The following is a 26,045-nucleotide window of genomic DNA, read 5'->3' as shown; positions in this document are numbered from 1 at the left end:
GGCTCATGTGGCCAGGACAGCAGCAGCCCGGGGGCGAGCAGAACCCGCAGGGGCAGAACAACCCGTATCAGCAGCCGGGGTACCAGCTGCCGAATCCTTACCAGCAGCCGGGCTACCAGCAGCCCAACCCCTTTGGGCAGCAGCCGCAGCAGCCGCAGTGGCACACCCCCGCCCCTGCGGGCGCCCCGCAGCCGCCCACGGACGGCGGCGGTGGCGGCGGCAACCGGACCAAGCTGGTCGCGATCGTGGCGGCGACCGCCGTGGTGATCGCCGCCGGAGTGACCGGATTCCTGGTCCTGGGCGGCGACAAGGACGACAAGGCCGAGGGCGGGTCCAAGAACACGTCCAGCCAGGCGCCCAGCAAGTCCGCCGAGCCCACCGCCACGTCCTCCGGGACCGACGACAATCCGCGCGACGATGAGGCGGAGAAGCCGACCATCGCCGGATGGAAGGTCGTCGTCAACCCGAAGTGGGGCGTGGCCTTCGACGTGCCGGCCGACTGGGAGGTGCAGGACCCGGGCCTGATGATCGCCTTCGAGGAGGAGAACTCCGACGAGCTCAAGCCGCTGGTCACCATGACCGGCGCCGCGGTCTACCAGTCCAAGTGGTGCACCACGGACAGCAACAAGGACGGCCGCACCGAGGACACCTCGCTGGGCTCGGCCGGCACCAAGGGCGCCGACGGCGCCAAGAGCACCGACGAAGTCGCGATCAACACCGTGGCCTGGTGGATCTACGGCGGTTACACCCAGCCCGACAAGAAGAGCGTCAAGTTCGACGAGAAGGCCACGGCCTTCACCACCGAGTCGGGCATCAAGGGCAGCTACGCCTGGGCCTGGTCGAAGGACACGCCCCGCAAGGGCAAGTGCGCGAGCGACGGCAAGGCGCTCACCTTCGGCTTCAAGAACTCGGCCGGCGACTACGTGTCGTGGAGCTACTTCGGCGCCAAGGGCGTCAAGAAGGAGGTTCCGGACGCGACCGTCCTGAAGATCCTCAGCACGGTCCGGCTGCACGGCGAACCGACCGGCGGCTGACCGGCGGCCGGTCCAGCGCTTCCCCGGTTCCCGGGTCCCGCCGCGGCGGGGCCCGGGAACCGGTTTGGCAAGTCGGGCCCCGGGCGGTGATAGTCACCCGGTGAACACCGCCGCCGACCACTCCGCCGCCTCCGGGCGCCGCCCGCGCAGACCCGAATGGGCGGGCCGCAACTACAGCCTGCTGACCGCCGCCGCGGCCATCACCCACCTGGGCAGCCACGGTGCGCTGATCGCCGCCGCCTTCGCCGTGCTGGACGCGGGCGGCGACGGCGGCGACGTGGGCCTGGTCGCCGCCGCGCGCACCCTGCCGCTGGTGCTGTTCCTGCTGATCGGCGGCGCCCTCGCGGACCGCCTGCCCCGGCACCGGGTGATGGTCGCCGCCAACGCCCTCAACTGCGTCTCCCAGGGCCTGTTCGCCCTGCTCGTGCTCACCGGCGAGCCGCAGCTGTGGCAGATGATGCTGCTGACCGCGCTCGGCGGCACCGGCCAGGCGTTCTTCAGCCCTGCGGCCGAGGGCATGCTGCTCTCCACCGTGCGGGGCGAACAGGCGGGCCGGGCGTTCGCGGTGTTCCGGATGGCGATGCAGGGCGCGGCGGTGGGCGGCGCGGCCCTCGGCGGCGCGATGGTCGCCGCGATCGGACCGGGCTGGGTACTGGCGGCGGACGCGGCGGCCTTCGCGGTCGCCGGGGCACTGCGCTCCTTCCTCGACGTGAGCGGTGTGCCGCCGCGCGAGCCGGGCGGCGGCCTGCTGTCCGACCTGCGGGAGGGCTGGCGGGAGTTCGCCGGGCGGCCCTGGCTGTGGGGCATCGTGGTGCAGTTCTCGATCGCCAACGCGGTGGTCGGCGCGGCGGACGCCGTCTACGGCCCGCTGGTCGCCCGCGACCATCTCGGCGGGGCGGCGCCCTGGGGTCTGGCGCTGGGCTTCTTCGGGGCGGGCACCGTCGTCGGCGCGCTGCTGATGACCCGTTGGAAGCCGCGCCGGCTGCTGCTCGCGGGCACGCTCTGCGTCTTCCCGCTGGCGCTGCCGTCGGCGGCGCTGGCCGTGCCGGTGCCGGCCGGGCTGCTGTGCGCGGTGATGTTCCTGACCGGAGTGACGCTGGAGGTGTTCGGCGTCTCCTGGATGACCGCCCTGCACCAGGAGATACCCGAGGACAAGCTCTCCCGGGTCTCCGCCTACGACTGGTTCGGCTCGGTCGCGCTGGTGCCGATGGCGACGGCGCTGGCCGGTCCGGCGGAGACGGCGTTCGGCCGTACCCCGGCACTCTGGGGATGCGCCACGCTGGTCGTGCTGGTCACCGCGGCGGTGCTGTGCGTGCCGGACGTCCGCAATCTGCGGCGGCGGACCAAGGAGGTCGCGGCCCGGGTCACCCAGGTCCCGCCCGCCGCCGGCGACGGCTCAGCCGATGCCGAACGCCCCGTCGGGGGGCTCGGGTGACGGTACGGCGTCCTCGTCCCGGACGGGCCGGGCGTCGCCGATGAGCCGCCGCAGGGCGGGCCCCTGCTCGACCCGGGCGGGGAAGACGTCGGCGGCGGTGCGCCGGGCCAGCGCGGCGAGGTCGAGCGGCCGGTGCGAGGCGACGAGCACGGCGTTGCCGAAGCGGCGGCCGCGCAGCACGGCAGGCTCGGCGATCAGCGCCACCTCCTCGAACACCGCGGCGAAGGTGGCCAGTTGGGAGCGCAGGAAGGCGAAGGGCGCGGCGTCGGCGAGGTTCGCCAGGTAGACACCGCTCGGGCGCAGCACCCGCTCGGCCTCCCGGGCGTAGGCGAGCGAGGTCAGATGGGCGGGGACCCGGGAGCCGCCGAAGACGTCGGCGACGAGGACGTCCGCGCGGTCGCCGGGGGCGGCCGCCAGCCAGGCCCGCGCGTCGGCGGCGTGCAGTGCGACGGGCTCGCCGGCCGGGAGCGGCAGCTGCTCGACGACCAGGTCCAGCAGCGCCCGGTCGGCGTCGACGACGTCCTGCCGTGAGCCGGGCCGGGTCGCGGCGAGGTACCGGGGCAGGGTCAGGGCCCCGCCCCCGAGGTGCAGGACGTCCAGCGCGCGGCCCGGTTCGGCCACCGTGTCCAGCACGTGCCCGAGCCGCCTGGCGTACTCGAACTCCAGATGCGTCGGCTCGTCGAGGTCGACGTACGACTGCGGCGCCCCGTCGACGGTGAGCAGCCAGGCCCGCCTCCGGTCCACGTCGGGCATCAGCTTGGCGGTGCCGTGATCGACGTCTCGGCTGACGGGGATGGGCTCGTTCACAAGTCCATTGTGCTGGGGGGCACGGGCCGGCCGGTCACCACCCGGCGCATCCAGGCCTCCGAGAGACCGAGCCGTGCCGCCAGTGTCTCCGCCGGCACGCCGCGGCGGTGGGCTGCGCGCAGGGCCGCGTTGCGCGCCCGCTTCAGCCGTACCACGGCCGCCTTGCCGGCCACCGTGCGCTCCAGCAGGACCGCCCACCCGACCAGCGCCCACCCCGCCGCACCCCGGACTCCGCGCACCGGGCCCCCTCTCGTGTCCGCGCTGTCACCCCGCCCGGACACCACGGTCAGGGATCGACAAAGCCATCACAAGGGCGTGTATCAGGCGCACAGATGACAGACCGGCCCGAACCTCACCCGCCCGCACCCCCGTGACCCCCTGGGCGGGGCCCGCCTCCGCATCGAGGCGGGCCCCGCCGTTCACTCGACCGACGTGACCGTTCCGGCGCCCACGGTCCGTCCGCCCTCGCGGATGGCGAAGCCGAGACCGGGCTCCAGCGGCACCTCACGGCCCAGCTCGACCGTCATGGTGACGGTGTCACCGGGCCGGGCGACCGCGGTCTCGCCGAGGTCGACGTCGCCGACGACGTCAGCGGTGCGGATGTAGAACTGCGGCCGGTACCCGGTCGCCACCGGGGTCGTACGACCGCCCTCCCGCCCCGACAGGACGTAGACCCGCGCGGTGAACCGGCTGCGCGGCACCACGCTGCCCGGCGCGGCCACCGCGTGCCCGCGGCGCACGGCGTCCCGGGGGACCCCGCGCAGCAGCAGCGCCACGTTGTCGCCGACCTGCGCCTCGCTCATGGGCTTGCCGAAGGTCTCCAGGCCGGTGACGACGGACTCCACCCCGGCGCCCAGCACCTCGACGCGGTCACCGAGCCGGACCGTGCCCCGCTCGACGGCGCCGGTGACGACGGTGCCGCGGCCGGTGATGGTCAGCACGTTCTCCACCGGCAGCAGGAACGGCGCGTCCAGATACCGCTCCGGCATGGGCACGTACGTGTCGACCGCGTCGAGCAGGGCCTCGACGGACGCCGTCCACCGGGGGTCGCCCTCCAGCGCCCGCAGCCCGGAGACCCGGACGACGGGGACGGAGTCACCGCCGTAGCCGTGCTCGGTGAGCAGGTCGCGGACCTCCAGCTCGACGAGGTCGACCAGCTCCTCGTCGCCGGCGTCGGCCTTGTTGAGGGCGACGACGATGTGGTCGACGCCCACCTGGCGGGCGAGCAGCACGTGCTCGGCGGTCTGCGGCATGATCCCGTCGAGCGCGGAGACGACGAGGATCGCCCCGTCGAGCTGCGCCGCTCCGGTGACCATGTTCTTGACGTAGTCGGCGTGACCCGGCATGTCCACGTGCGCGTAGTGCCGGGTGTCGGTCTCGTACTCGACGTGCGCGATGTTGATGGTGATGCCCCGCGCGGCCTCCTCCGGGGCGCGGTCGATGCGGTCGAAGGGGACGTAGCGGGTGGCGCCGGCGGTGCCGCGCTCGGCGAGGACCTTGGTGATGGCGGCGGTCAGGGTGGTCTTGCCGTGGTCGACATGGCCCATCGTGCCGATGTTGAGATGCGGCTTGGTGCGGACGTACGCCGTCTTGGACATGGCGGTACCTCGAAGCTGCTAGGTGAGGAAGAACGGGACCCCGAGGACTGCCCGACCCTCCCCCTGCGGGGTCCGCCGGACGATCCGGGGAGGGTCAGCTTCGGGCGCCGTCGACGGCGGCGAGGAGAACGGGCACGGCAGCCTTCGGCGCGTCCGCGACCGCGGATGCTGCGAGGAGGAAGGCGTACCGGAACATGACGCAGATCATGGTCGACGCGTCGTCGCACGTCGAATGGTTTTCCGCGGCCTCGGGAGCGCACAAGGGGCGGGAACGGGCGCCTCTTTTGCGGCGATCACACAAGCTCGTCGGTTACTGTCACCGAATGCTCGATGCCACCACCCGCTCTGGGGGCACCGCCACGGCCGCTCCCCTGGCCGCCGCCTCGGAACTCGCCGTCACCGCACCCGCACCCGCCGGACCGCTCGCGCGCTGCGCGCGGCTGCTGCTCTCACCCTGGGCCCGTTTCGCGCTGCTCGTCTCGCTGCTCGTGGGAGCGGGGACCTCGGTGCTGCTGTTGGAGCCGCAGCGGCTGCTGGCGGGCGGCTGGCCACCGGAGCTGAGCGGCGCCGTGGCGGCGCTGGTCTTCGCGGTGGCGTACGGGCTGTGCACGGTGGCGTTCGTGCCGCGCCCGCTGCTCAACCTGGCGGCGGGCGCCCTGTTCGGCTCGCAGCTCGGGCTGGGCGCGGCGGTGGCGGGCACGGTGCTCGGCGCGGGGCTCGCCTTCGGACTGGGCCGGCTGCTGGGCCAGGACGCGCTGCGTCCGCTGCTGCGCGGCAAGGTGCTCACCACGGTCGACGGGCAGTTGAGCAGGCACGGTTTCCGCTCGATGCTCGCGGTGCGGCTCTTCCCGGGGGTGCCGTTCTCGGCGGCGAACTACTGCGCCGCCGTCTCCCGGATGGGCTGGCTGCCGTTCCTGCTCGCGACGGCGCTCGGCTCGGTGCCGAACACCGCCGCGTACGTCGTCGCCGGCGCGCGCGCCTCGACGCCCACCTCGCCGGCCTTCCTGATCGCGATGGCGTGCATCGCCGTACCGGCCCTGGTGGGTGCGGTGGTGGCCTGGCGCAAGCGCCACCACCTGCGGGGCCGCTGATCCGTCAGACGCGCTCCAGGACCATCGCGTTGGCGAGTCCGCCCGCCTCGCACATGGTCTGCAGCGCGTAGCGGGCGCCTCGCTCGCGCATCGCGTGGACGAGGGTGGTGGTCAGCCGGGTGCCGCTGGCGCCCAGCGGGTGGCCGAGGGCGATGGCGCCGCCGTGCACGTTGATCTTGGCGGGGTCGGCGCCGGTCTCCTGCTGCCAGGCCAGCACGACACTGGCGAACGCCTCGTTCACCTCGAACAGGTCGATGTCGTCGAGGGTGAGGGACGCCCTGCGCAGCACCTTCTGGGTGGCCGGGATGACGCCGGTGAGCATCAGCAGCGGGTCCGAGCCGGTGACGGCGAAGCTGTGCAGCCGGGCGAGGGGGCGCAGGCCGAGGCGGGCGGCGGTCTCGCTCGACGTGATGAGCACGGCCGAGGCGCCGTCGTTGAGGGGGCTGGCGTTGCCGGCGGTGATGTTCCACTCGATCTGCGGGAAGCGCTCGGCGAAGCCCGGGTCGTGGTAGGCGGGCCTGAGTCCGGCGAGGGTCTCGACGGTGCTGCCGGGCCGTACGCACTCGTCGCGGGCGACTCCGCCCAGGGGCGCCACCTCGGCGTCGAAGAGGCCCTTGTTCCAGGCCTCGGCGGCTTTGTGGTGCGAGGAGACGGCGAAGGCGTCCATCTGGTCGCGGGTGATGGACCATTTGGCCGCGATGAGTTCGGCGCTGATGCCCTGCGGGACCAGGCCCTCGGGGTAGCGCTCGGCGACACCGGGGCCGAAGGGGTCGGCGCCGGGCGGGACGTTGGACCACATCGGCACCCGGCTCATCGACTCCACACCGCAGGCCACGACGAGGTCGTACGCGCCCGCCATGACGCCCTGGGCCGCGAAGTGCACGGCCTGCTGGGAGGAACCGCACTGGCGGTCCACGGTGGTCGCCGGGACCGTCTCGGGAAAGCCCGCCGAGAGCACGGCGTAACGGGTGGTGTTCATGGCCTGTTCGCCGACCTGGTCGACGGTGCCGCCGATCACGTCGTCGATCCGCGCGGGGTCGACGCCGGAGCGCTCGACGAGGGTGCGCAGGGTGTGGGCGAGCAGTTCGACGGGGTGGACGTGGGCGAGGGAGCCGTTCGGCCTGCCCTTGCCCACGGGAGTGCGTACGGCTTCGACGATGACTGCGTCTCGCATGCTGCGGGCCTCCCTGGCCGCCAGGCGATCTACCAGTGAGTAGGAAATCTGGATTCACCATAGCCCTGCGGGTTGGAAAAACAAACCCTCACTTAGACTGGACGCCATGGCAGCCCGCAAAGACCCGCGCCCCTGCTCGATCGCCGACGCCCTGGCGCTCGTCGGCGAGAAGTACTCCCTGCTCGTGATGCGGGAGGTGTGCCTCGGCAACGGCCGCTTCGACCAGCTGGTGCGCAACATCGGCGCTCCGCGCGACGTCCTGGCCACCCGGCTGCGCCGCCTGGTCGACGCCGGGGTCCTCACCAAGCGGGCCTACAGCGAGCGCCCCCAGCGCTTCGAGTACCGCCCGACCCCGGCGGGCCTGGAACTCGTGCCGGTCCTGCTGACGCTCATGGAGTGGGGCAACCGCCATCTGCGCCCCGAGGGCGACCGCCCGATGGTGCACGAGCACCGCTGCGGCCACGAACTGGTCCCGGTCGTCACCTGCCAGGCCTGCGGCGACCCGGTCCACCACCAGGACCTCACCCCGCACCCCCAGTCCCCGGGCTGGACGGTGTCGGGACCGACGGCGGCGTGAGCCGGGACGTCACGGGCATGCTCGGCGGAACCGGCGGCGTGAGCCGGGGCGTACGGACATGGGCACGGGGCGTACGGACATGGGCAGCGGAACCGGCAGCGCGCCGGGACGGCACCGGCACGAGCAGCGCGAGCCGCGGCGGCACCGGCACGGGCAGCGTTGAGCCGGCAGCGTTGAGCCGGGACCGCACCGGCACGGGCAGCGCGAGCCGGCAGCGCGCGCCGGGCGTTACGGACAGGGGCGGCGGCGCCTGCACCGTGTCCGGGCCGTCACGTCCCCTGCTCGTAGACGTCCAGCCGTCCGCACATCCCGAACCGCCCCCGCGCGGAGGGCTGCCGCGCCTGGACGACCGCCTCGGCGAGGTGGGACGCGTCACCCCGCGCGAGCCGGTCCAGCTGCCGCCCGGTCACCGCGGCGGCGGCCGCCGCACCGTGCCGCCAGCGCTCGCGCCACTCGGCGATCCGGGGCCGTACCAACGCGGCCGCGGCCCGGTGGAACGCGGCCAGCGCCTCGGGACCGCCCGCGCGCAGCGCCCGGTAGCCCTCCAGGGCCAGATCGCGCCGGGCCGGCGCGATCCGCTCCTGCTCGGCCTGCGGCGCGTCGGCCGGGATCGTGGTCGCGGCGGCGTACGCCCGCGGATCGGCGAGGAGGCGCGGGGGCAGCGTGAGCACCGCGTCGCCCGCCTCGGGCAGGCCGCTGTTCTGCATCAGGACGGTGATGCGCAACTCGTCCTCGTTCACGAGCCGGTGGACGGTGCCGGGCGTGAACCAGGCCACCGTCCCGGGCACGAGCGCGTGGCCTCGTGGCCGGACGCCGTGAGCGTCTGCACCGCCCCGCGCCCGCCGGTCACGACGTACGCCTCCGAACAGACCAGGTGCAGATGGGGCGTCCCCCCGCACACCCCGTCCGCCGCCGGCCAGTCGTACACCGACAGCCCCGACACCCCGACCCCGCCGGGCAGTCCCGTGAAGCCGCCGGCGCTCTCCGGGAGCGCGGTCCCGGCCTCCTCGCCGGCGCTCACCACGGATGCGCCTCCAGGTACTCGGCGATCTCCTTCCGCTCCCACACACCGTCGGCGACCACCACCCGGTAGCGGCGGGTGAGCGTGTCGCCCGGCGCCAGTTCCAGTTCGTCGAAGAACGCCCAGGACGGGGCGACCGCCGCGAACGGCTCGTTGCGCACGAACCAGTGGGCGGGGTGGGCCCCGTGCCGCCCGGCGTGGTCGTTCTCCGGCGCGTGCGCGAAGACCAGCGTCGCGTGGCCGTCCCCGCCGTCGTGCTCGCCGGAGTAGGCGAGCCAGGGCGCCTGCCCGCCCATCAGCGCGGGCCCCTCGCCTTCGGGACCGGTGATCCGCCCGTCCCGGAAGGCGCGCGGGCCGCGCCAGAACAGCCCGGTGTAGCCGGCCATCTCGCGTCCGGCGGTGGTCGGGCTGCCGAAGAGCAGCGGCTCGGCCCGCCGGTTGGTGATGGCGCTGGTCCAGGTCAGCGCCCAGGATCCGGCCGCCGGGTCGACGTCGTGCACCTCGATCCGCCGCCGCTCCTCGGCCCACAGCTCGCCGCTGTGCGGATGCCAGGTGAGCCGTTCGGCTATGACGACCCGTTCGCCGTCGGCGGTGACCTCGTCGAAGGCCACGTGCGCCATCGAGCCGACCCGCTCGGGGAGTTCGAGGTACCCCTGCCCGTGGACGTACGAGTTGCCGCCCCACAGATTCGCGCCGGACAGGTGCGAGGCCGTCAGTTGCAGCCCCTTGTGCCAGCGGTGGTCGTTGGGCCGGTAGTCGGTGACGACGGCGCCGGACAGGGTGCGCAGCGGGTGCAGGTACGGCTTCGGGGCCTCCCAGGCCGCCTCGGGCCGGTAGACGTAGGCGAGCAGTTCGACGCCGCTCTCCGGTTCGGTGACGGTGATGCGGTCGCCGTGCGCGTGGACGACGCGCGGACCGCCGGCGCGGGTCATACGGCCACCTCCTGGCCCTCGGCGGACGCGGACACGGTCCCGGCGGACGCGGGCCCAGCGGATGCGGGCCCAGCGGACGCGGGCCCGGCGGATACGGGCCCGGCGGATGCGGGCCCAGCGGACGCGGACGCCGATTCGGCGACGGCCGGCGCCCAGCCCGGCGCGCCCCCGTGCAGCTCGGTGTAGTACGGGTCGCCGGGCCCGATCTCCCCGCGCCGCACGGTGCTGTCGGTGAACGCCGACTTGTACAGCGCGGTGACCAGCTCCAGGCTCTTGCGCCCGTCCGCCCCGCTGCTGCGCGGCCGCTCCCCGGCACGCATGCTGGCGACCAGTTCGCGCAGCTGGGCCAGGTGCGAGCTGGGCACGTCCGCGCCGAAGTCCTGCCAGGCGGCGGCCTCCGCCTCCGGGACGTCCCGCGCCGGGACGATCCGCCAGGAGGCGTTGCTGTACCCGTAGAGGTGGGTCAGCTCGACGGTGGCGCGCTCGCAGTCGATACGGATGCGGCTGACCTCGTCGGGACTGAGCACGCTGTTGACGACGGTCCCCATGGCGCCGCTCTCGAAGCGGACCAGGGCCGTGGAGACGTCCTCGGTCTCCACGTCGTGCACCAGGCGGCCGGCCATGGCACGCACCTCGCTCCACGGACCGAGCACGTCCAGCAGCAGGTCCATCTGGTGGATGCCGTGCCCCATGGCCGGGCCACCGCCCTCGGTCCGCCAGCGGCCGCGCCAGGGCACGGCGTAGTAGGCGGTGTCGCGGTACCAGGTGGTCTGGCAGTGCGCCACCAGCGGACGGCCCAGAGCGCCCTCGGCGAGCAGCCGGCGGACATGGGCGGCGCCCGAGCCGAAGCGGTGCTGGAAGACGATCGCGGCGTACGGTCCGCCGTCCTCGCCCTCCTCGGCCTCCACGGCGTCGAAGTCGGCGAGCGAGGGCACGGGAGGCTTCTCGCACCACACCCAGGCCCCGGCCCGCAGGGCGGCGCTCGTCTGCTCGCGGTGGAGGGTGGGCGGGGTGCAGACGCAGACCAGGTCGGGGCGCTGCTCGCGGAGCATCCGCTCCAGGTCGGTGTAGGCGTGCGGGATGCCGCTCTCCGCGCAGAACGCCTCGACGGCGCCCGCGTCGATGTCGACCGCCGCGACCACCTCGGTCTCGCCCTCCTCGGCGAGCCGGGCGAGCGCGGGCAGGTGCTCGCCGCGCGCGATGGCGCCGGTGCCGATGAGGGCGGCCCGGACGCGGCGGCCGGCGAGCGGGGCGGGGCGGTCGGTGGCGGGGGCGGACGCCTCGGACGCGTCGGATGCGGCGGCTGTGGCGGCTGTGGACATGGACCTGATCAGCACTCCTCAGGAGGTGGCGAGCCAGGAGAGCGTCGTGCGACGAGCCCGTGACGAGCCGCATAGCAAGCGCTTTCCCTCGGCTGGCAACGTAGGTGCCCGCACACCGGCCGGTCAACACCCCGGGGCGATCGCCGCGGATCTCCTGCGAAGCCCCTGTGTCCGGCCCTTCACCTCGGGGCGCTACGCTGCCCCTCGACACACCTGATCACCGCGCGCTAGCGCCCGGCGTGGCCGTCGTGGCCGCGTGCGGGGCACGGGCGTGTCCGTCGTCCGTCCCACGATCGGCACTTGGACTCCGTAACTTCCATGTCTTGGTTCGAATCACTCATCCTCGGACTCGTCCAGGGGCTGACCGAGTTCCTTCCCGTGTCCTCCAGCGCCCATCTGCGCCTCACCGCCGCGTTCTCCGGCTGGGAGGACCCGGGCGCCGCGTTCACGGCGATCACCCAGATCGGCACCGAGGCCGCCGTGCTGATCTACTTCCGCGAGGACATCGGACGCATCCTCTCGGCATGGACCCGCTCGCTCTACGACAAGACGTGGCGCAAGGACCACGACGCGCAGATGGGCTGGCTGGTGATCGTCGGCTCGATCCCGATCGGTGTACTGGGTGTCACGCTCAAGGACCAGATCGAGGGCCCGTTCCGCGACCTGCGCGTCACCGCGACGATGCTGATCGTGATCGGTGTGGTCATCGGCGTCGCCGACCGCCTGGCGGCACGCGACGAGACGGGCGGCCGGCACCGCGCGGTCAAGGAGCGCAAGGGCCTGAAGGACCTGAGCGTCAAGGACGGCCTGATCTTCGGCCTCTGCCAGGCCTGCGCCCTGATCCCGGGCGTCTCCCGCTCCGGCGCGACCATCAGCGGCGGCCTCTTCATGGGCTACCAGCGCGAGGCCGCGGCCCGCTACTCCTTCCTGCTCGCCATCCCGGCGGTGCTCGCCTCCGGCCTGTTCGAGCTGAAGGACGCGATGGAGGGCGGCCATGTGTCGTGGGGCCCGACGATCTTCGCGACGATCATCGCGTTCGGCGTCGGATACGCCGTGATCGCCTGGTTCATGAAGTTCATCTCCACCAAGAGCTTCATGCCGTTCGTCTGGTACCGGCTGGCCCTCGGCATCGTGCTGATCGTGCTGGTGATGATGGGTGTGCTCAGTCCCCACGCGGGCGAACTGGCGCACTGACGGGCGACTCCGGCATCCGGGTCTCAGAGCTCGATGCTCATGATCGTCTCCCAGCCGTCTCCCACTCTCGCGCGTGAAAGAGTTCAGAGGCCCCCGTCGGCGAGGAGCTGACAGGGGCCTCGATGCATCACGCCTCCGGCACGGGATCCGGCAGGGCATGAGGAGCGATCTCATCGCCTCATGACGTCGACGATCTCCACGGACACCTTCACGCCCGACGAAGCCGTGCTGATCAAAGACGGCGTGTAGTTCAGGCTTGTCCGGTCAGACAGCTCGGCCGTCTCGATGACCGGGCCGGACTCGTCTCCGCTGATCTTGTAGGTGATCTCGTACACCGCAGCCGGGTCGATGGCTTCACTGAGGCCCAGGTAGGTCAGCTCCGGCTCGACCGTCACATTGCAGCCAGCGGACCCGAAACACTGCCGCTCCGTGGTGCGCAGCTCGATCGTGAAGCTGTCGGCATCGACCTCGTCATACGTCGGCTCAGGGTCCGGCACCTCCGACGCGGCGGTCACGGCGCCCTCGTTCGAGGCGCTCGGCTTGGCGGTGGCGGCCGGCTCGGCTCCGTTCTCCCGGGACTGCACGACGACGACGCCAGTAGTGACAACCGCGACGATGACGGCGGCAGCCGCGCCGATGATGATCGCGTTGGTGCGGTTCCGCTTCGGAGCCGGCGGCTCTGGCGGCAAGGGCGGAGGAAACTCCGGCGGTGGTGGCGTATCGGTCATGGTCCCCCTCGGTCGACATGTGCTGCGGGACGATCCCCCCGCGGTTTCGAGGCCCTTCGGATCGTCTGTATGGTCATGCGGCCCCCCTCAAATGACCTTGGCGAGCACGTCGGGGAACGTGCGCGGCCGTGCCAGTGCCGAAGTAAGGGTTGGCCATGGGTTCTCCCGTTGTGTCCGGTGGCGATGGAGGAAGTGTGCAGGCACGTTGCCGGCACAGTGCGGCCGTTTCGGACGGATTGACGCCTACGAGTGACGGGTCGCTCGCCGCGCACACGGACCTGCCCCTGATCGCGGTCGCGCCGGCACCCTGACTCCGCACGCGGGGAACCACCGCACAGCCCTCTGGCCACGCCGTCGAATCTGCTCCGGGGGAACGGCAGTTGCCCCGTGGCGACCTGTGACCGACCTCCTACCCGTCGAGTAGCCGTGCGGTAGCGCAGTGTCAGTGCTACCGCTTAGGCTTGCCCGCATGTCCCCTGACTTCGCCACCCGTGGTTCCGTGCGGTCCGCCGCCGAGGTGAACGAGCGGATCCGGGCCCTGTGGCTGCGCGCGGGCGGCACCTTGTCGGCCCTGGAGCGCGCGGAGTACGAGCTGTTGGTGGTCGAGTGGGCCGCCGCCGTGCGGGGCGAGATCATCGAGGCGGCCTGAAGAACGGCGTTCGGCACCTGACCGACGTAGCGGCCGGCCGCGGCCTGATCATCCTCCCCAACGGCACATCGAGTTCTGGCGAGTCGAGCACCGCGAAGGACCATGTGCTCGGCGCCGAGCGGCGACTGGTGGACTGCCCGTCCCTGACGAGGTCTACGACATTGAGATCGAGACCGGCGCCGACGATCCCACCGAGTGCGCCCTCCGGATCCACGCCTTTCTGACCGCCGCCCGCCCCACCCGAACCGCGTTCCGAACCTTGCGGGACGCGCGCTGATGCTTGGGCTGTCGCCGAAGAGCCCTGCGATGTGCCTACGCATCCCGGTGATCGGCCCCGGTCCGGAGCGGTTCAGGTCGGCAGCCGGTCTGCGCCGACGGAACGATGGCGCCTCGTTTGCCGGATGGACGGCCGGAAGAGTGATTGCTGACTAGAGTCGACTGGTCACACATGGTTGCGGGGGCAACCAAACCGCCTTGGGGAGGGCTTGCGGCACATGAGTCGTCGATCCACTGGTTTTGTCGGCGTCTGGGCCGAGATGCAACGGCAGCAGCAGCGCCAACTGGAAGCCGAAGCCCGACGGCGGAGAGAGCAGGCACAGCAAGCTCGGGCCTACCAGCGCCGAGCTGCCCAGAGCCACCGGGAGTACAGGCAGGCAGAGGCTCTTCGGCGTACGGAGGAGTTGGAGGCGCAGGTTGTGTCGTTGCAAGGTCTCCTGTCCTCCGGTTGCCGGACCCCTGGTTTCAGAGCTGCCTCACTCATACGACCTGAGGAGGTCCAACCCTTCGCTCCCGGACCCCTGGCGCGACCCGTGCCCATGCCCGATCTCAGTCACTACCAGACGCAGAGTGGCTGGACCGCGAGTCGCCGGGCCCAGGCTCAGGCCGAAGCACGAGCGCGCTTCGAGCACGACTGGCAGGCTGCCCAGGCCGCGGAGGCCCACCGACAACAGCAGTTGGCCTCGTACCAGCGGGACTACCAGCAGTGGGCCGATGCCCAACTGGCCGAGGTGCGCCGGCACAACGCCGGGGTCGTCGCGATTTCCGACGGCGTGAGGCGCAGGGATCCTGATTCCGTGATCGAGTACTTCTCCGCCGCTCTCTACGCATCGACAGCGTGGCCGGAGGGTTTCCCGCGCCAGGTGGCAGCAGCCTACGACCCGGCAGCCCGGCAACTGGTACTGGATTGGGAGCTGCCCGCCTACAGCGTCGTGCCGGAGGTCAAGGCCGTTCGGTACCTGTCCGGTGTCGACCAGGACAAGGAGACTCCCCGCCCGGTGGGCCAGCGCCGTGCTCTGTACCGGGAGGTCCTCGCCCAGTGCATGCTGCTGGTCCTGCACGAGCTGTTCGCCGCGGATGAGCACGGTGCGCTGGAGTCGGTGGCTGCGAACGGCTTCGTCGACGGGCACAACCCCACGACAGGCCGACCGGGCCACATCTTCCTCGCGACCGTGATGGCATCGCGCTCTTCGTTCCATGACCTGCACCTCGCGCAGGTGGACGCGGAGAGTTGCCTGGCTGACGCGCTGCGCGGACAGCTCTCGGCCCGGCCGGACCAGCTCGCCCCAGTGCGGCCGGCCAGACGGCCACAGGATGTCGGGAGCCGCGTCGTCGCCCACGGCAGCGAGGAGGAACCGGACCTGTTCGCCATGGATCCGATCGCCTTCGAGAATCTCGTCGCCGATCTCTTCCGGGCCATGGGGATGCAAGCGGTGACCACTCAGCGCTCCAACGACGGCGGTGTGGACGTCGACGCGCTCGATCCGACACCGATCCGGGGCGGCAAGATCGTCGTGCAGGTTAAGCGCTACCGCAACACGGTGCCTCCCACCGCCGTGCGCGACCTGTACGGAACAGTGCAGGACATCGGCGCCAACAAGGGTGTTCTCGTGACGACTTCCGGGTTCGGCCCCGGCTCACACACCTTCGCCAACGGCAAACCCCTGGAACTGATCTCAGGCCCTGAGCTGGTGGATCTCCTGCATCGTCATGGGCTGAGCGGCCGGCTGGGCGCGGGTGACCGACACGTCTCGGCGCAGCCGACGCCCGCGGTGCCGGACAGTCGGCTGCCGGACGACTACAACGTCTTGGGCATGGCGTGGACCGGCAGTGTCGCCTTGGACGTCTGCGCTCTCGTCTGTCAGGGCAACCGCGTCCTGAGCGACGAACATTTCGTCTTTTACAACAACCCTCGGACGCCGGACGGCTCAGTGCGGGCCCTTCCCGCGGCGGCGCCGGACAAGGCGGCGATCTGCGTGTCCTTCGACGGGTTGCCGGACGCGGCGGACCGGCTTGTGCTCGTGGCCGCCATCGACCCAGAGGTCGACCCGAACGCCGATCTCTCGGGCTTCACCGATGCGCGCATCCGGCTTCTTGATCCGGGGATGACCGAGCTGGGACGTCTTGAGGTTTCCGACGGACGGCCGCACGAGACCGCCTTGGTACTCGGCTCCTTCCGCCTCAGGTCCAACGGCGACTGGGACTTCGTCCTCGGCGGCAAGGGCTACCCGGGCGGCTTGGCAGAGCTGGTGCAGGACTACGGCATCGACGTCGAGTGAGCGGCCGGCCGGCGCTCTGATCCTTCGAAACGGCCGGTGCTGCGAAGGCGGCTGATGTCCCTCCGCTGATCGTTCACGGCGCCGGTCGCGCCCCGCCACCCGGTCGGAGCCACCGGGCGGTGCGTGCCGCACGCCCTCTTGGCGGGACCGGTCGCGTGCCCAACACTGAGCCGATGACGCAGCGCGTGGAGCTCGCGACCGTGATGGACCGGCTGGCCGTGGACGAGCTGGTCACCGACTACGCGGTGGCCGTGGACGACGGCGACTGGGAGGCGTACCGGGGGCTGTTCACCCCGGACGGGCGGGCGGACTACCGCTCGGCCGGCGGGATGGAGGGCGAGGCGAGCCGGGTCGCCGGGTGGCTCGCCGAGAGCATGCGGGCGTTCCCGGTGCGGCAGCATCTGATCGTCAATCGCCGGGTGCGGTTCGGGGTCCTGGAGCGGGACACCGGCGACACGGCCCGGGTGGAGGCCGACTACCTGAATCCCCTGGGATCCGACGGCGTTCCCGGGGCACTCGATCTCGTGTGCGGCGGCCGTTACTCGTTCGCACTGCTGCGGACGGACGACGGCTGGCGGCTGAGCGAGGTGATCATGAGGGAGAAGTGGCGTCGCCTGCCCGAGCGGACCGTGGCGCCTGTGATCAACTGAGCGGGCGCCCTCTGTACCGAGATCGTTCGCAGCGCGCACACTGGACAAACGGGCAGGGAGGCGCCGTATGAAGACGTTCGGGCAGTGGCTCGTCAGCCCGTGGCGGCGCTCGCTGCTGGCCGTCGCGGCGGGCGCGCTGCCGATGTTCGCCTTCCCCGGCCCGGCCCTGTGGTGGTTCGCCTACGTCGCCCTGGTGCCGTGGATCCTGCTGACCCGGTCGGCGCCGACGCGGCGGCGGGCGCTGTACGACGGCTGGTGCGGCGGGTTCGGTTTCATGCTGGCCGTGCACCACTGGCTGCTGCCGAACCTGCATGTGTTCACCTTCGTGCTCGCGGCGCTGCTCGGCGCGCTCTGGGCGCCCTGGGGCCTGCTGGTGCGCCGCTTCCTGGGCGGGGCGCCCGCGCCGGGCCGGGTCGCGGCCGCGCTGCTGGTGCTGCCGTCGGGCTGGCTGGCGGTGGAGCTGGTCCGCTCCTGGCACGGGCTGGGCGGCCCGTGGGGTGTGATCGGCGCCAGCCAGTGGCAGGTGGAACCGGCGCTGCGGCTGGCCTCGGTGGGCGGGGTGTGGCTGCTGAGCTTCCTGGTGGTGGCGGTCAACACGGCCGTCGCGGTGCTGATCGCGGTGCGTGCCGCGCGGGTGCCCGCGCTGGCCGGGCTGCTGGCGACGGCGGCGGCCACCTCGGCGGCCTGGTCGTGGTCGCCGCGTCCCGAGGTGCGCGGCGAGGCCCGGGTGGCGCTGGTGCAGCCGGGCGTGATCGCCGGCCCCGGGCAGCGGTTCGACCGCGAGGAGGAGCTGACCCGCGGGCTGGCCGGGCAGGACCTCGATCTGATCGTCTGGGGCGAGAGCAGCGTCGGCCATGATCTGGCGGCGCGGCCCGATCTGGCGAAGCGCCTGGCGGGCCTGTCGCGGGAGACGGGCGCCCAGGTCCTGGTGAACGTGGACGCGCGGCGTTCGGACCGGCCGGGGATCTACAAGAGTTCGGTGCTGGTCGGACCGGGCGGGGTCACCGGCGACCGGTACGACAAGATGCGGCTGGTGCCGTTCGGCGAGTACGTCCCGGCCCGGTCGCTGCTGGGCTGGGCCACCTCGGTCGGCGAGGCGGCCGGCGAGGACCGGCGGCGCGGCACCGAGCAGGTGGTGATGGACGTGGGCGACGGGCTGCGGGTCGGCCCGATGGTCTGCTTCGAGTCGGCGTTCCCGGACATGAGCCGGAAGCTCGCCGCCGCCGGAGCCGACGCCGGTGCCGGTGCCGACCTGCTGATCGCCCAGTCGGCGACCTCCACGTTCCAGCAGAGCTGGGCGCCCGCGCAGCACGCCTCGCTGGCCGCGCTGCGGGCCGCGGAGACCGGCCGCCCGATGGCCCATGCGACGCTGACCGGGATCTCCGCGGTGTACGGACCGGAGGGTCAGCGGATCGGGGCCTGGCTCGGCACCGACGAGAGCGCCGCCCGGGTGTACGAGGTGCCGCTGGCCGACGGGACGACGCCGTACGTCCGCTACGGCGACTGGCCGGTGTACGCGGCGCTGCTGGTGCTCGCCGGGTTCGCCGCCGCCGAGATCGCGAGGGCGGTCAGGCGGCCGGGCCGGAACGCTCCAGAACCGCGTGTACCACCCGCTCGCACAGTTCGTGAGTCGCCAGCGCGTCCCGGGCACTGAGCACCTTGCCCGCGCGGACGGCGTCGAGGAAGGCCAGGACGACCTGCTCGATGCCGCGCTGCCGGGCCACCGGCACCCAGTCGCCGCGCCGCCGCACGGTCGGCTGGCCCTTGTGGTCGATGACCTCGGCGAGGTTGACCACCTGCCGCTTGGTGTCCTGCCCGGCGACCTCCAGGATCTCCTCCGTGGAGCCGTTCAGCCGGTTCATGACACCGAGCGCGGTGAAGCCGTCCCCGGCGAGCTGGAGCACCACGTGGTGCAGCAGCCCGTCCTGGAGCCGGGCGCGCACGGTGACGTCGTCGATCGGCCCCGGCACCAGGAACCGCAGGGTGTCCACGACGTGGATGAAGTCGTCGAGAATCATCGACCGCGGCTCTTCGGGCAGCCCGACCCGGTTCTTCTGCATCAGGATCAGCTCGCGCGGATGGTCGGCGCACTGCGCGTAGGCGGGCGCGTAACGCCGGTTGAAGCCGACGGCCAGGCTCACTCCGCGGTCCTCGGCGAGCGTCACCAGCCGTTCGGAGTCGGCGAGTTCGTAGGCGAGCGGCTTGTCGACGTACGTCGGTACGCCCGCCTCCAGCAGCCGGGTGACGATCTCCGGGTGGACGGCGGTCGGTGCGTGCACGAAGGCGGCGTCGAGGTCCTGCGCGAGGAGGGAGTCGAGGTCCGTGTGCCGCTGCCCCTCGGGCAGGTGCAGGCCGTCGGCGACCCGGACGAGCGTCGCGGGCGTACGGGTCTGCAGATGCAGCTCGACCCCGGGCAGGGTGCCGAGCACCGGCAGATACGCCTTCTGCGCGATGTCTCCGAGTCCGATACAACCGACCTTCACTGGCGCTCCTCTACCGCGTGCTCGCGTCCGTCCCGACGGAAGCATACGGCGGCTGCGGCGGCCGCCAGTCGGCGATCCCGTCGAAGCCGCGCAGCAACAACGCGGGCCCGGCCTTGGACAGGACGGAGAGGCCGAAGTCGCGTACGGCCATCAGCGCACGGTTGTCCGTCATGTTCAGCCGGGCGACCTTGACGGCCTGGCGGGCGATGGCGGCGGTGCGCGGGAGGCGGGCCGCCGTGTAGGCGGGGAGGTCGTCGGCGTGGTGCGCGAGGACGATCGCGTCCTCGATGGCCTGGTTGCCGCCCTGGCCGAGGGTCGGCGGCATGGCGTGCGCGGCGTCGCCGAGGAGGGCGACCCGGCCGCGGTGGAGGGCGGGCAGCGGTTCGGCGAGGTGGAACACGTCGTGGCGCAGCACGTCCTCGGGCCGGGCGGCGGCGAGCACGGCGGGGATGGGGTCGTGCCAGTCGCCGTAGCGGCGCAGCAGTTCGGCCCGCTCGTCGTCCGCGCGCCCGCCCGCCGGGGTGACGGCGGCGGCGTAGGCGTAGACCCGGCCGTCCTTGAGCGGATGGGTGCCCCAGATCCGGCCGCGCCCCCAGCTCTCGTGCGAGGCGAAGGCGACGCCGGGCACGGGGATCACGATCCGCCAGGTGGTGAAGCCGGCGTAGACGGGCCCGGGATGGTGCGGGAACAGGCTGCTGCGTACGGCGGAGTGGATGCCGTCGGCGGCGACCACCAGGCCGGCCTCCAGCTCGCCGTCGGGGGTGGTCACGCGGGCCGGGCGGCGGGCGTCGCCGGGGTCGGCGAGGGTGGCCTCGGCGGCGGTGCGGACGGTGCCTTCGGGGAGCAGCGCGGCCAGGTGGTCGATCAGGGTGGCCCGGTGCAGCAGGACCAGGGGGCCGCCGAAGCGCCGCTGCGCCTCGGCGGCGCCGGTGCGGGCGAGCCAGCGGCCACTCGGGGTGCGCAGGCCTCCGTCGCCCTGCCAGGCGGCGAGGTCGCGGACGGTGTCGCCGAGGCCGATGACGTCCAGGGCGCGCAGGGCGTTGGGGGCCAGCGAGATGGCCGCGCCGACCGGTTCCAGTGAACGGGCCCGCTCCAGGACGGTGACCCGGCGGCCTGCGCGGTGCAGGGCGACGGCCGCGGTCAGGCCTCCGATGCCGCCGCCGATCACGACGGCGTGCCTCGACTGTGCCATGGCTCCTCCTCGTCACGGACGTCGACTACAAGTGTAGTGCGACCTGCCGCCGACTGTACTACAGGCGTAGTGAAGGCGGGAGGGTGCGGGTAGGTTGACCTCCATGTCCGTACGCGCCTCCACCGGCACCTCCGCCGACTCGTCCACCGGCGCCTCGCGCGCCGACCTCGTCGCCGACGCCGCCCTCGCCCTGCTCGCCGAGCGCGGGATGCGCGGGCTGACCCACCGGGCGGTCGACGAGGCCGCCGGGCTGCCCCAGGGCTCCACGTCCAACCTGGCGCGCACCCGGCAGGCGCTGCTGGAGCTCGCGGTGCGCCGGCTCGCCGACCGCGAGGCGCGGGTGCTGGCGCTGCACGAGATGCCGGACCCCGGCAAGGGCCTCGACGCGCTGGTGGACGGACTCGCCCTCGCGGCGCACCGCGCCCTCACCCGCAACCGCGAACTCACCCTCGCCCGCTACGAACTGGCCCTGGAGGCCACCCGGCGCCCGGAGCTGCGCGCCTACTTCGACGCGGCCGGCGCCCGCTTCCGCGACCAGCTCCTCGCCCTCGTCACCGCGATGGGCTCCACCCACCCCGACCGCCATGTGCTGTCCCTGGTCGCCTGGGCGGACGGGCTGATGTTCAGCTGTGTCGCGGGCGCGTACGGCACCCGGGTGCCGAACCTGGACGAGGTGCGGGCGGGGCTGCGGGAACTGCTGCACGGGATGCTGAGCGGCGGCCCGGAGACGGCGGTGTGAGGCGGTCGGCAGCCGCGGCCGTGCCCGGCTCGATGGCTCGATGGCTCGATCAGCGCACGACACTTCGGCGCCACCGGCGAGCGGGCCGTCACCCGCGCGGGCCCCTGCCCCTCCCTGCGGGGGCGGAGATCACCCGTACGGCGTAAGCTCCGCCGGTCCGTCGTGCCCGGGTGCGCCCGAGCCAGCATTGTTGCGCGGGTGCATCGAACGACGACCACCGCAACCCTCCTGGTCACCGTGGCTGTCTCGGCCCTCGCCGGCTGTGTGACGGTCCAGCGCCCGCCCGTGCCGGGTCCGCCGACCGCGCCGTCCCAGCCGGCGCCTCCGCCGCCCGCACCGCACGCCGAACCGCAGATCGTGCAGGCGCCGGCCCTGGAGGCACTGGAACGCGTCGGGCCGCCCCGACAGCGGGAACGCCCCACCTCCGAGCCGCACCGCCCCACCTCACACACCCCCGCGCCCACCGCGGAGCCGCCCCCGTCCCCAGCGAAGCCCGCCCCGCACCCGCCGAGCCCCCGTCGCCCGGAACCCCGCCGCACCGACCCGCCGCGAACCAGGGTTCCCGACGTCCCGGAATCCGTCGGCCGGGAGATCGCGAAGGACGTACCCAAGAGCCAGGAGGACGTCTGCGCCCTGGGCAGAAAATACGGCGGCTGGCGCGCCGACAGCCCCGAGTCCGTGATCTGCGGCGAGACGTACGGGCGGTGAGACGGGGGCGGCGGCGCGGTTGATAGCGGCGGTGCCGGTGAGCGGGGTGGTGGTAGCGGTGCCGCTGAGCGAGGTGGGGGACGGTGCCGCTGAGCGAGGTGGGGGACGGTGCCGCTGAGCGAGGTGGGGGACGGTGCCGCTGAGTGGGGCGGCGGGGGTGGTGCCGGTGAGCGGGGGCTCGGGAGCGGTGCCGGTTCGCGGGGCGGTCGGGAGCGGTGCCGGTGCGCGGGCCAGTGGGGAGCAATGCCGGTGAGCGGGTCTGTCGGGGGCTGTCGGCAGCGGCGCGCTCGACCTGCCGCTCAGCCGGGAGCCGTCGGCGGTACCGCTGGGCGCGGCGATCGGCGGCGATGCTGCTGAGCCGGGAGCCGCGGGAACGGTGCCGCCGCACCGGGCACTTGAAAGCGGTACCGCCGGGCGAGGAAGCCATGGGCGGTGCCGCAGAGCGCGGCATTCGGCAGCGAGGCCGCTGAACCGGGAGCCACCGGCAGTGCCGCGAGAGCGATCGGCGGCATCGCAGAGCGCGGCACTCAGCAGCGACGCCGCTGAACCGGCAGCCACCGGCAATGCCGCTGAGGCGCGGCAATCGAACGCACTACCGCCGAACGCGAAGCCATCCGCGGCACCGCACGCGGTCTGCGCCGACGACGCCGCTGAGCCGAGCTTCGAAGGCGCTCCCGCCGAGCCAGAGCGATCGGCGGCATCGCAGAGCGCGGCACTCGTCAGCGATGCCACTCAGCCGGCGGCAGCCGCGAGCGGTGCGATGACCCGGGCACACGCAGGCGCACCCGCCGATCGCGAAGCCATGCACCGCACCGCCGCGCGGCGATCGGCGGCGATGCCGCTGTACCGCAGCCGCCGACAGTGCGCTGATCCGGCAGCCCTCAGTAGTGCCGGTGAGCCGGGAGCCGTGGCGGGGGTCCGCCAGGACCTGGTCCTGGTCCTGGTCCTCGGAAGTCCGCCGGGACCTGGTCGGCGGGCGTCCGCCAGGCACTGGTCGACAACCCTCCGCCAAGACGTACTCGGCGAGGTGGGCGTCCAGGCCGTCAGGGCCGGTGTTGTGGTGGCGGGCCCCAGGTTCCGCCGCCCGGCGGGCCCTCGTCAAAGTCCCCCTCCCCCAGTCTCGACTCCAGGCGCCCGATCGCCGCGCGCACCCCGTCGCCGTAGCTGTCGTCGGCCAGGGCGTCGGCCGCGCGGCGGGCTCGGCGCAGGTGGGTGCGGGCGGCGTCGGAGTGGCCGAGCTTCACGTAGTCCGCGGCGAGGTTGAGGTGCAGCGAGGGGTAGAGCGCCCGCACGGCGAGGGTGCCCTCGTGCAGGGCGAGCCGGTCGTCGCTCAGTTCCTCCGCCGCGGTGAGGGCACGCAGGTCCCAGGCCAGCTCGTCCGAGGGGTCGTCCTGGGCGTCGGCCATGTAGTGCGCCAGCGTGCAGCGGTGCAGCGGGTCCCCGTCCTCCCCGATCTCCGCCCAGAGCTGGAGGAACCGCAGCCGCGCCTCTTCCCGGTCGCCCGCGTGATGCAGCATGACGACCTGCCCGATCCGCCCCATCAGCGTGTCCGGCACCGCCTGCTCCCGCCGTTCCACCACCGCGCCCTCCGCCCGCTCGCCGCCGGTCCCGTCGCACCCGACGCTAACCGCACCCGCGGACAATCCCCCCGAGGCGGCTCCGTACGACACGAGGGGATCGTGGCCGGCGGCGTCAGCCGAGGTTCGGGATCCGCCAGTCGATCGGCTCGTGGCCCTGCTGGGCGATCGCCTCGTTGATCTGGGTGAAGGGGCGGGAGCCGAAGAACTTCTTGGCGGACAGCGGGGAGGGGTGGGCGCCCTTGACCACGACGTGGCGGGTCTCGTCGATCAGGGGGAGCTTCTTCTGCGCGTAGTTGCCCCACAGGACGAAGACCGCCGGGTCGGGCCGCTCGGCCACCGCGCGGATCACCGCGTCGGTGAACTTCTCCCAGCCCTTGCCCTTGTGCGAGTTGGCCTCGCCCGCGCGGACGGTGAGCACCGCGTTGAGCAGCAGGACACCCTGCTGGGCCCACGGCATCAGATAGCCGTTGTCGGGGACCGGCAGGTCCAGCTCCTGCTGCATCTCCTTGTAGATGTTCCGCAGCGACGGCGGGGTCTTCACCCCGGGACGCACGGAGAAGCACAGGCCGTGGCCCTGGCCCTCGCCGTGGTACGGGTCCTGGCCGAGGACCAGGACCTTCACCCGCTCGTACGGTGTGGCGTCCAGCGCGGCGAAGACCTCCTCGCGCGGCGGGTAGACGGGACCCTTCGCCCGCTCCTCCTCCACGAACTCCGTCAGCTCCTTGAAGTAGGGCTTCTGGAGTTCGTCGCCCAGGACCCCGCGCCAGGACTCGGGCAGCATGGCGATGTCGGTCACGTCAACTTCCTTACGGTGTGCGGTCGCTTGCAGTTCTCAGAACCTACAGGCGACCACTGACAACCGGCTCCGCGGGCCTGTTCACCAGCTGGTCTTGCGGTCCAGCTCCCACATCATCATGATCGTCGACGGGTCGAGCGCGCGCTCGCCACCGGAGATCTCCTCGCTCGCCGCGACGTACTGCTTGCCCTGCCACAGCGGCAGCAGCCGCACGTCGTCGACGAGGACCTGCTGGGCCTCCTCGAACTCGCCCTCCACCTGCGCGCGGTCGCTCTCGCGGCGGGAGCGGGGCAGCAGGTCCTCGGTGATCTCGGGCGCCGAGTAGGGCGTACCGAGGGCGTTCTCCTTGCCGACGAACGGCGCGATGTAGTTGTCCGCGTCGGGGAAGTCGGGGAACCAGCCGCGCCCGAACACCGCGTACTCGCCCTTCTGGTAGCCCTCGACGTAGGTCTTCCAGGGCCGGCTCTTCAGCGTGATCTTGAACAGGCCCGAGGCCTCCAGCTGCCGCTTCAGCTCCTGGAAGAGCACCGCGGTCTCGGAGCCGTAGCGGTCGGTGGTGTACCAGAAGGTGAGCGGGACCGGCTCGGTGATGCCCGCCTCGGCGAGGATCGCGCCGGCCTTCTCGGCGTCGGGGTCGCCGTAGTCGTCGAAGAAGCCCGTGGTGTGGCCGTTGATGCCGTTGGGGACCATGGAGTACAGCGGGTCCACGGTGTCCTTGTAGATCTTGTGGGCGATGGTCGGCCGGTCCACGATCTGCGCGATCGCCTTGCGGACCGCGGCCTTCCCGGCCCACGGGTCGCTGGGGTTGAACACCAGGTAGCTGATGTCGATGCCGGAGCCCTCGACCAGCTGCACGGTCTGGTCGGCGTCCCGGTTCTGCAGCTTGAGGATGTCGTCGGCGGCCAGACCTCGGTAGGTGAGGTCGATCTCCTGGTCGTTCAGCGCCTTGACCATGGCGCCGGAGTCCTGGAAGTACCGGATGGTCACCGCGTCGTTACGGCGCTCCGCGAAGCCGTCGTAGTGGTCGTTGCGGACCAGTTCGGCCCGGTCGTTCTCCTTGTACGCCTGCAGGGTGTACGGACCGGAGCCGGTGACCTCGGTGCCCTCGCGCAGCGCGTCGGCGGGGTACTTGTCCGGGTCGACGATGGACATCGCCGGGGTGGCGAGCACGAACGGGAAGGTGGCGTCCGCGGTCTTGAGGTGGAAGACCACCTCGCGCTCGCCGCGCACCTGCACCCGGGCCAGGCTGCCGAGCAGCCCGGCGGGTCCGCTGGGCGCCTTGATGCTGAGGATGCGGTCGATCGAGTGCTTGACGGCCTGCGCGTCGAGCGTGCTGCCGTCGGAGAACTTCAGACCCTTGCGCAGCTCGCACCGGTAGGTGCGGTTGGTGGTGTCGGTGAACGCGCAGTTCTCGGCGGCGTCGGGCTGCGGGGTGGTCGAGCCGTTCGGGTAGCTGAGCAGCGTCTGGTAGATGTTCCGGAACAGCTCCCAGGAGCCGTCCCAGGACGCGGCGGGGTCCAGGGTGCTGGGCGCGCTGGTGGTCCCGACGACGATGGGGCCGTCATCGGCCTCGCCACTGTCGGAGAACAGCCCGCAGCCGGTCACCAGGGATATGGAAGCGATCGCCGCCACTTGCCGCAGGCATCGGTTCCGGTTGAACACGCGCACGCTCCTCGATCTGCCACACCAAAGGTCGGCAGACAGTACCGCAGCACTACGCTCCGGCGAACCGTCTCTGCGGGAGGTAGTTGATCACCTTTCCCGTGACGACGTTGTCAGC

General features: G+C 72.5%; 23 protein-coding genes and 1 pseudogene. 11 read left to right on the top strand and 13 right to left on the bottom strand.

Features of this window, described 5'->3' with window-relative positions:
* Positions 1-5 precede the first annotated feature (5 nt).
* Both ABT232_RS18435 and ABT232_RS18430 read left to right on the top strand, forming a co-directional pair.
* Positions 6-1,034 carry a DUF8017 domain-containing protein gene (locus tag ABT232_RS18435; protein ID WP_351841046.1) on the top strand — a complete coding sequence of 343 codons (1,029 nt, stop codon included), beginning with the start codon at positions 6-8 and terminating at the stop codon, positions 1,032-1,034.
* A gap of 100 nt (positions 1,035-1,134) precedes the next feature.
* A complete protein-coding gene (locus tag ABT232_RS18430) occupies positions 1,135-2,469 on the top strand; it encodes an MFS transporter (protein WP_351841044.1) in 1,335 nt (444 codons plus the stop codon).
* Here the strand turns inward: ABT232_RS18430 and ABT232_RS18425 are convergent.
* The 3 genes from ABT232_RS18425 to tuf form a co-directional block, all read right to left on the bottom strand.
* Positions 2,431-3,276, bottom strand: a complete 846-nt coding sequence (locus ABT232_RS18425) for a spermidine synthase (RefSeq protein ID WP_351841042.1) — start codon at positions 3,274-3,276, stop codon at positions 2,431-2,433. The two genes, ABT232_RS18430 and ABT232_RS18425, sit on opposite strands and share 39 nt — an antisense overlap.
* Positions 3,273-3,515, bottom strand: a complete 243-nt coding sequence (locus ABT232_RS18420; RefSeq protein WP_351841041.1) for a hypothetical protein — start codon at positions 3,513-3,515, stop codon at positions 3,273-3,275. The genes ABT232_RS18425 and ABT232_RS18420 overlap by 4 nt, the downstream gene beginning before the upstream one ends.
* A 180-nt stretch (positions 3,516-3,695) precedes the next feature.
* Positions 3,696-4,874, bottom strand: coding sequence for an elongation factor Tu (gene tuf, locus ABT232_RS18415; RefSeq protein WP_351841039.1), 1,179 nt, complete (start codon positions 4,872-4,874; stop codon positions 3,696-3,698).
* Between the two features lie 323 nt (positions 4,875-5,197).
* Here tuf and ABT232_RS18410 point away from each other — a divergent pair, with 323 nt between their 5' ends.
* A complete protein-coding gene (locus ABT232_RS18410) occupies positions 5,198-5,965 on the top strand; it encodes a TVP38/TMEM64 family protein (protein ID WP_351841037.1) in 768 nt (255 codons plus the stop codon).
* Between the two features lie 4 nt (positions 5,966-5,969).
* Here the strand turns inward: ABT232_RS18410 and ABT232_RS18405 are convergent, their stop codons facing one another.
* Complete coding sequence (locus ABT232_RS18405; protein ID WP_351841035.1) at positions 5,970-7,139, bottom strand: thiolase family protein; 1,170 nt, start codon at positions 7,137-7,139, stop codon at positions 5,970-5,972.
* 106 nt (positions 7,140-7,245) lie between these two features.
* Between ABT232_RS18405 and ABT232_RS18400 the strand changes: the two genes are divergently transcribed.
* Positions 7,246-7,716, top strand: coding sequence for a winged helix-turn-helix transcriptional regulator (locus ABT232_RS18400; protein WP_351841033.1), 471 nt, complete (start codon positions 7,246-7,248; stop codon positions 7,714-7,716).
* A 269-nt stretch (positions 7,717-7,985) separates the two neighbouring features.
* Here ABT232_RS18400 and ABT232_RS18395 read toward each other — a convergent pair.
* The 3 genes and pseudogenes from ABT232_RS18395 to ABT232_RS18385 all read right to left on the bottom strand — a co-directional run bounded on the left by ABT232_RS18395 (position 7,986) and on the right by ABT232_RS18385 (position 10,991).
* Positions 7,986-8,740: pseudogene (locus tag ABT232_RS18395) on the bottom strand (cupin domain-containing protein).
* Positions 8,734-9,669: a DUF6807 domain-containing protein gene (locus tag ABT232_RS18390; RefSeq protein WP_351841031.1), complete on the bottom strand. Its 936-nt coding sequence runs from the start codon at positions 9,667-9,669 to the stop codon at positions 8,734-8,736. Before ABT232_RS18390 ends, ABT232_RS18395 begins: the two are co-directional and overlap by 7 nt.
* Positions 9,666-10,991, bottom strand: a complete 1,326-nt coding sequence (locus ABT232_RS18385) for a Gfo/Idh/MocA family protein (RefSeq protein ID WP_351841029.1) — start codon at positions 10,989-10,991, stop codon at positions 9,666-9,668. Before ABT232_RS18385 ends, ABT232_RS18390 begins: the two co-directional genes overlap by 4 nt.
* 318 nt (positions 10,992-11,309) lie before the next feature.
* On the opposite strand from ABT232_RS18385, the gene ABT232_RS18380 reads away from it, so the two are divergent.
* Entirely contained in the window at positions 11,310-12,185 is an 876-nt protein-coding gene (locus tag ABT232_RS18380; protein ID WP_351841027.1) for an undecaprenyl-diphosphate phosphatase, read from the top strand.
* Between the two features lie 170 nt (positions 12,186-12,355).
* On the opposite strand, the gene ABT232_RS18375 is transcribed toward ABT232_RS18380, so the two are convergent.
* Entirely contained in the window at positions 12,356-12,913 is a 558-nt protein-coding gene (locus ABT232_RS18375) for a hypothetical protein (protein ID WP_351841025.1), read from the bottom strand.
* Positions 12,914-13,382: 469 nt separating this feature from the next.
* Here ABT232_RS18375 and ABT232_RS18370 point away from each other — a divergent pair, with 469 nt between their 5' ends.
* The 4 genes from ABT232_RS18370 to lnt all read left to right on the top strand — a co-directional run bounded on the left by ABT232_RS18370 (position 13,383) and on the right by lnt (position 18,421).
* On the top strand, positions 13,383-13,562 hold the full coding sequence (locus ABT232_RS18370) for a hypothetical protein (protein WP_351841023.1): 180 nt from the start codon (positions 13,383-13,385) through the stop codon (positions 13,560-13,562).
* Positions 13,563-14,056: 494 nt separating this feature from the next.
* The gene (locus ABT232_RS18365; protein WP_351841021.1) at positions 14,057-16,117 is read left to right on the top strand and encodes a restriction endonuclease; all 2,061 of its coding nucleotides are present in this window, start codon (positions 14,057-14,059) and stop codon (positions 16,115-16,117) included.
* A 173-nt stretch (positions 16,118-16,290) separates the two neighbouring features.
* The gene (locus ABT232_RS18360) at positions 16,291-16,767 is read left to right on the top strand and encodes a nuclear transport factor 2 family protein (RefSeq protein WP_351841019.1); all 477 of its coding nucleotides are present in this window, start codon (positions 16,291-16,293) and stop codon (positions 16,765-16,767) included.
* A gap of 67 nt (positions 16,768-16,834) precedes the next feature.
* Positions 16,835-18,421 carry an apolipoprotein N-acyltransferase gene (gene lnt / locus ABT232_RS18355; RefSeq protein WP_351841017.1) on the top strand — a complete coding sequence of 529 codons (1,587 nt, stop codon included), beginning with the start codon at positions 16,835-16,837 and terminating at the stop codon, positions 18,419-18,421.
* Here lnt and ABT232_RS18350 read toward each other — a convergent pair.
* Positions 18,336-19,250, bottom strand: a complete 915-nt coding sequence (locus ABT232_RS18350) for a Gfo/Idh/MocA family protein (protein ID WP_351841015.1) — start codon at positions 19,248-19,250, stop codon at positions 18,336-18,338. The genes lnt and ABT232_RS18350 overlap by 86 nt on opposite strands.
* Positions 19,251-19,260: 10 nt before the next feature.
* On the bottom strand, positions 19,261-20,442 hold the full coding sequence (locus tag ABT232_RS18345) for an FAD-dependent monooxygenase (protein WP_351841013.1): 1,182 nt from the start codon (positions 20,440-20,442) through the stop codon (positions 19,261-19,263).
* Positions 20,443-20,545: 103 nt separating this feature from the next.
* Between ABT232_RS18345 and ABT232_RS18340 the strand changes: the two genes are divergently transcribed.
* Positions 20,546-21,181 carry a TetR/AcrR family transcriptional regulator gene (locus ABT232_RS18340; RefSeq protein WP_351841011.1) on the top strand — a complete coding sequence of 212 codons (636 nt, stop codon included), beginning with the start codon at positions 20,546-20,548 and terminating at the stop codon, positions 21,179-21,181.
* A gap of 198 nt (positions 21,182-21,379) precedes the next feature.
* Complete coding sequence (locus ABT232_RS18335) at positions 21,380-21,889, top strand: hypothetical protein (RefSeq protein ID WP_351841009.1); 510 nt, start codon at positions 21,380-21,382, stop codon at positions 21,887-21,889.
* Between the two features lie 1,043 nt (positions 21,890-22,932).
* On the opposite strand, the gene ABT232_RS18330 is transcribed toward ABT232_RS18335, so the two are convergent.
* The 3 genes from ABT232_RS18330 to ABT232_RS18320 form a co-directional block, all read right to left on the bottom strand.
* Positions 22,933-23,469 (bottom strand): hypothetical protein, encoded by a 537-nt coding sequence (locus tag ABT232_RS18330; RefSeq protein WP_351841007.1) that lies wholly within the window; start codon positions 23,467-23,469, stop codon positions 22,933-22,935.
* A 112-nt stretch (positions 23,470-23,581) separates the two neighbouring features.
* Positions 23,582-24,265, bottom strand: a complete 684-nt coding sequence (locus ABT232_RS18325; protein ID WP_351841005.1) for a uracil-DNA glycosylase — start codon at positions 24,263-24,265, stop codon at positions 23,582-23,584.
* 81 nt (positions 24,266-24,346) lie between these two features.
* A complete protein-coding gene (locus ABT232_RS18320) occupies positions 24,347-25,927 on the bottom strand; it encodes an ABC transporter substrate-binding protein (protein ID WP_351841003.1) in 1,581 nt (526 codons plus the stop codon).
* Positions 25,928-26,045 lie beyond the last annotated feature (118 nt).

This window comes from Streptomyces sp. NPDC001532 (genome assembly GCF_040298625.1).
GTDB lineage: Bacteria > Actinomycetota > Actinomycetes > Streptomycetales > Streptomycetaceae > Streptomyces.
This window is presented reverse-complemented; position numbering and strand designations above follow the sequence as displayed.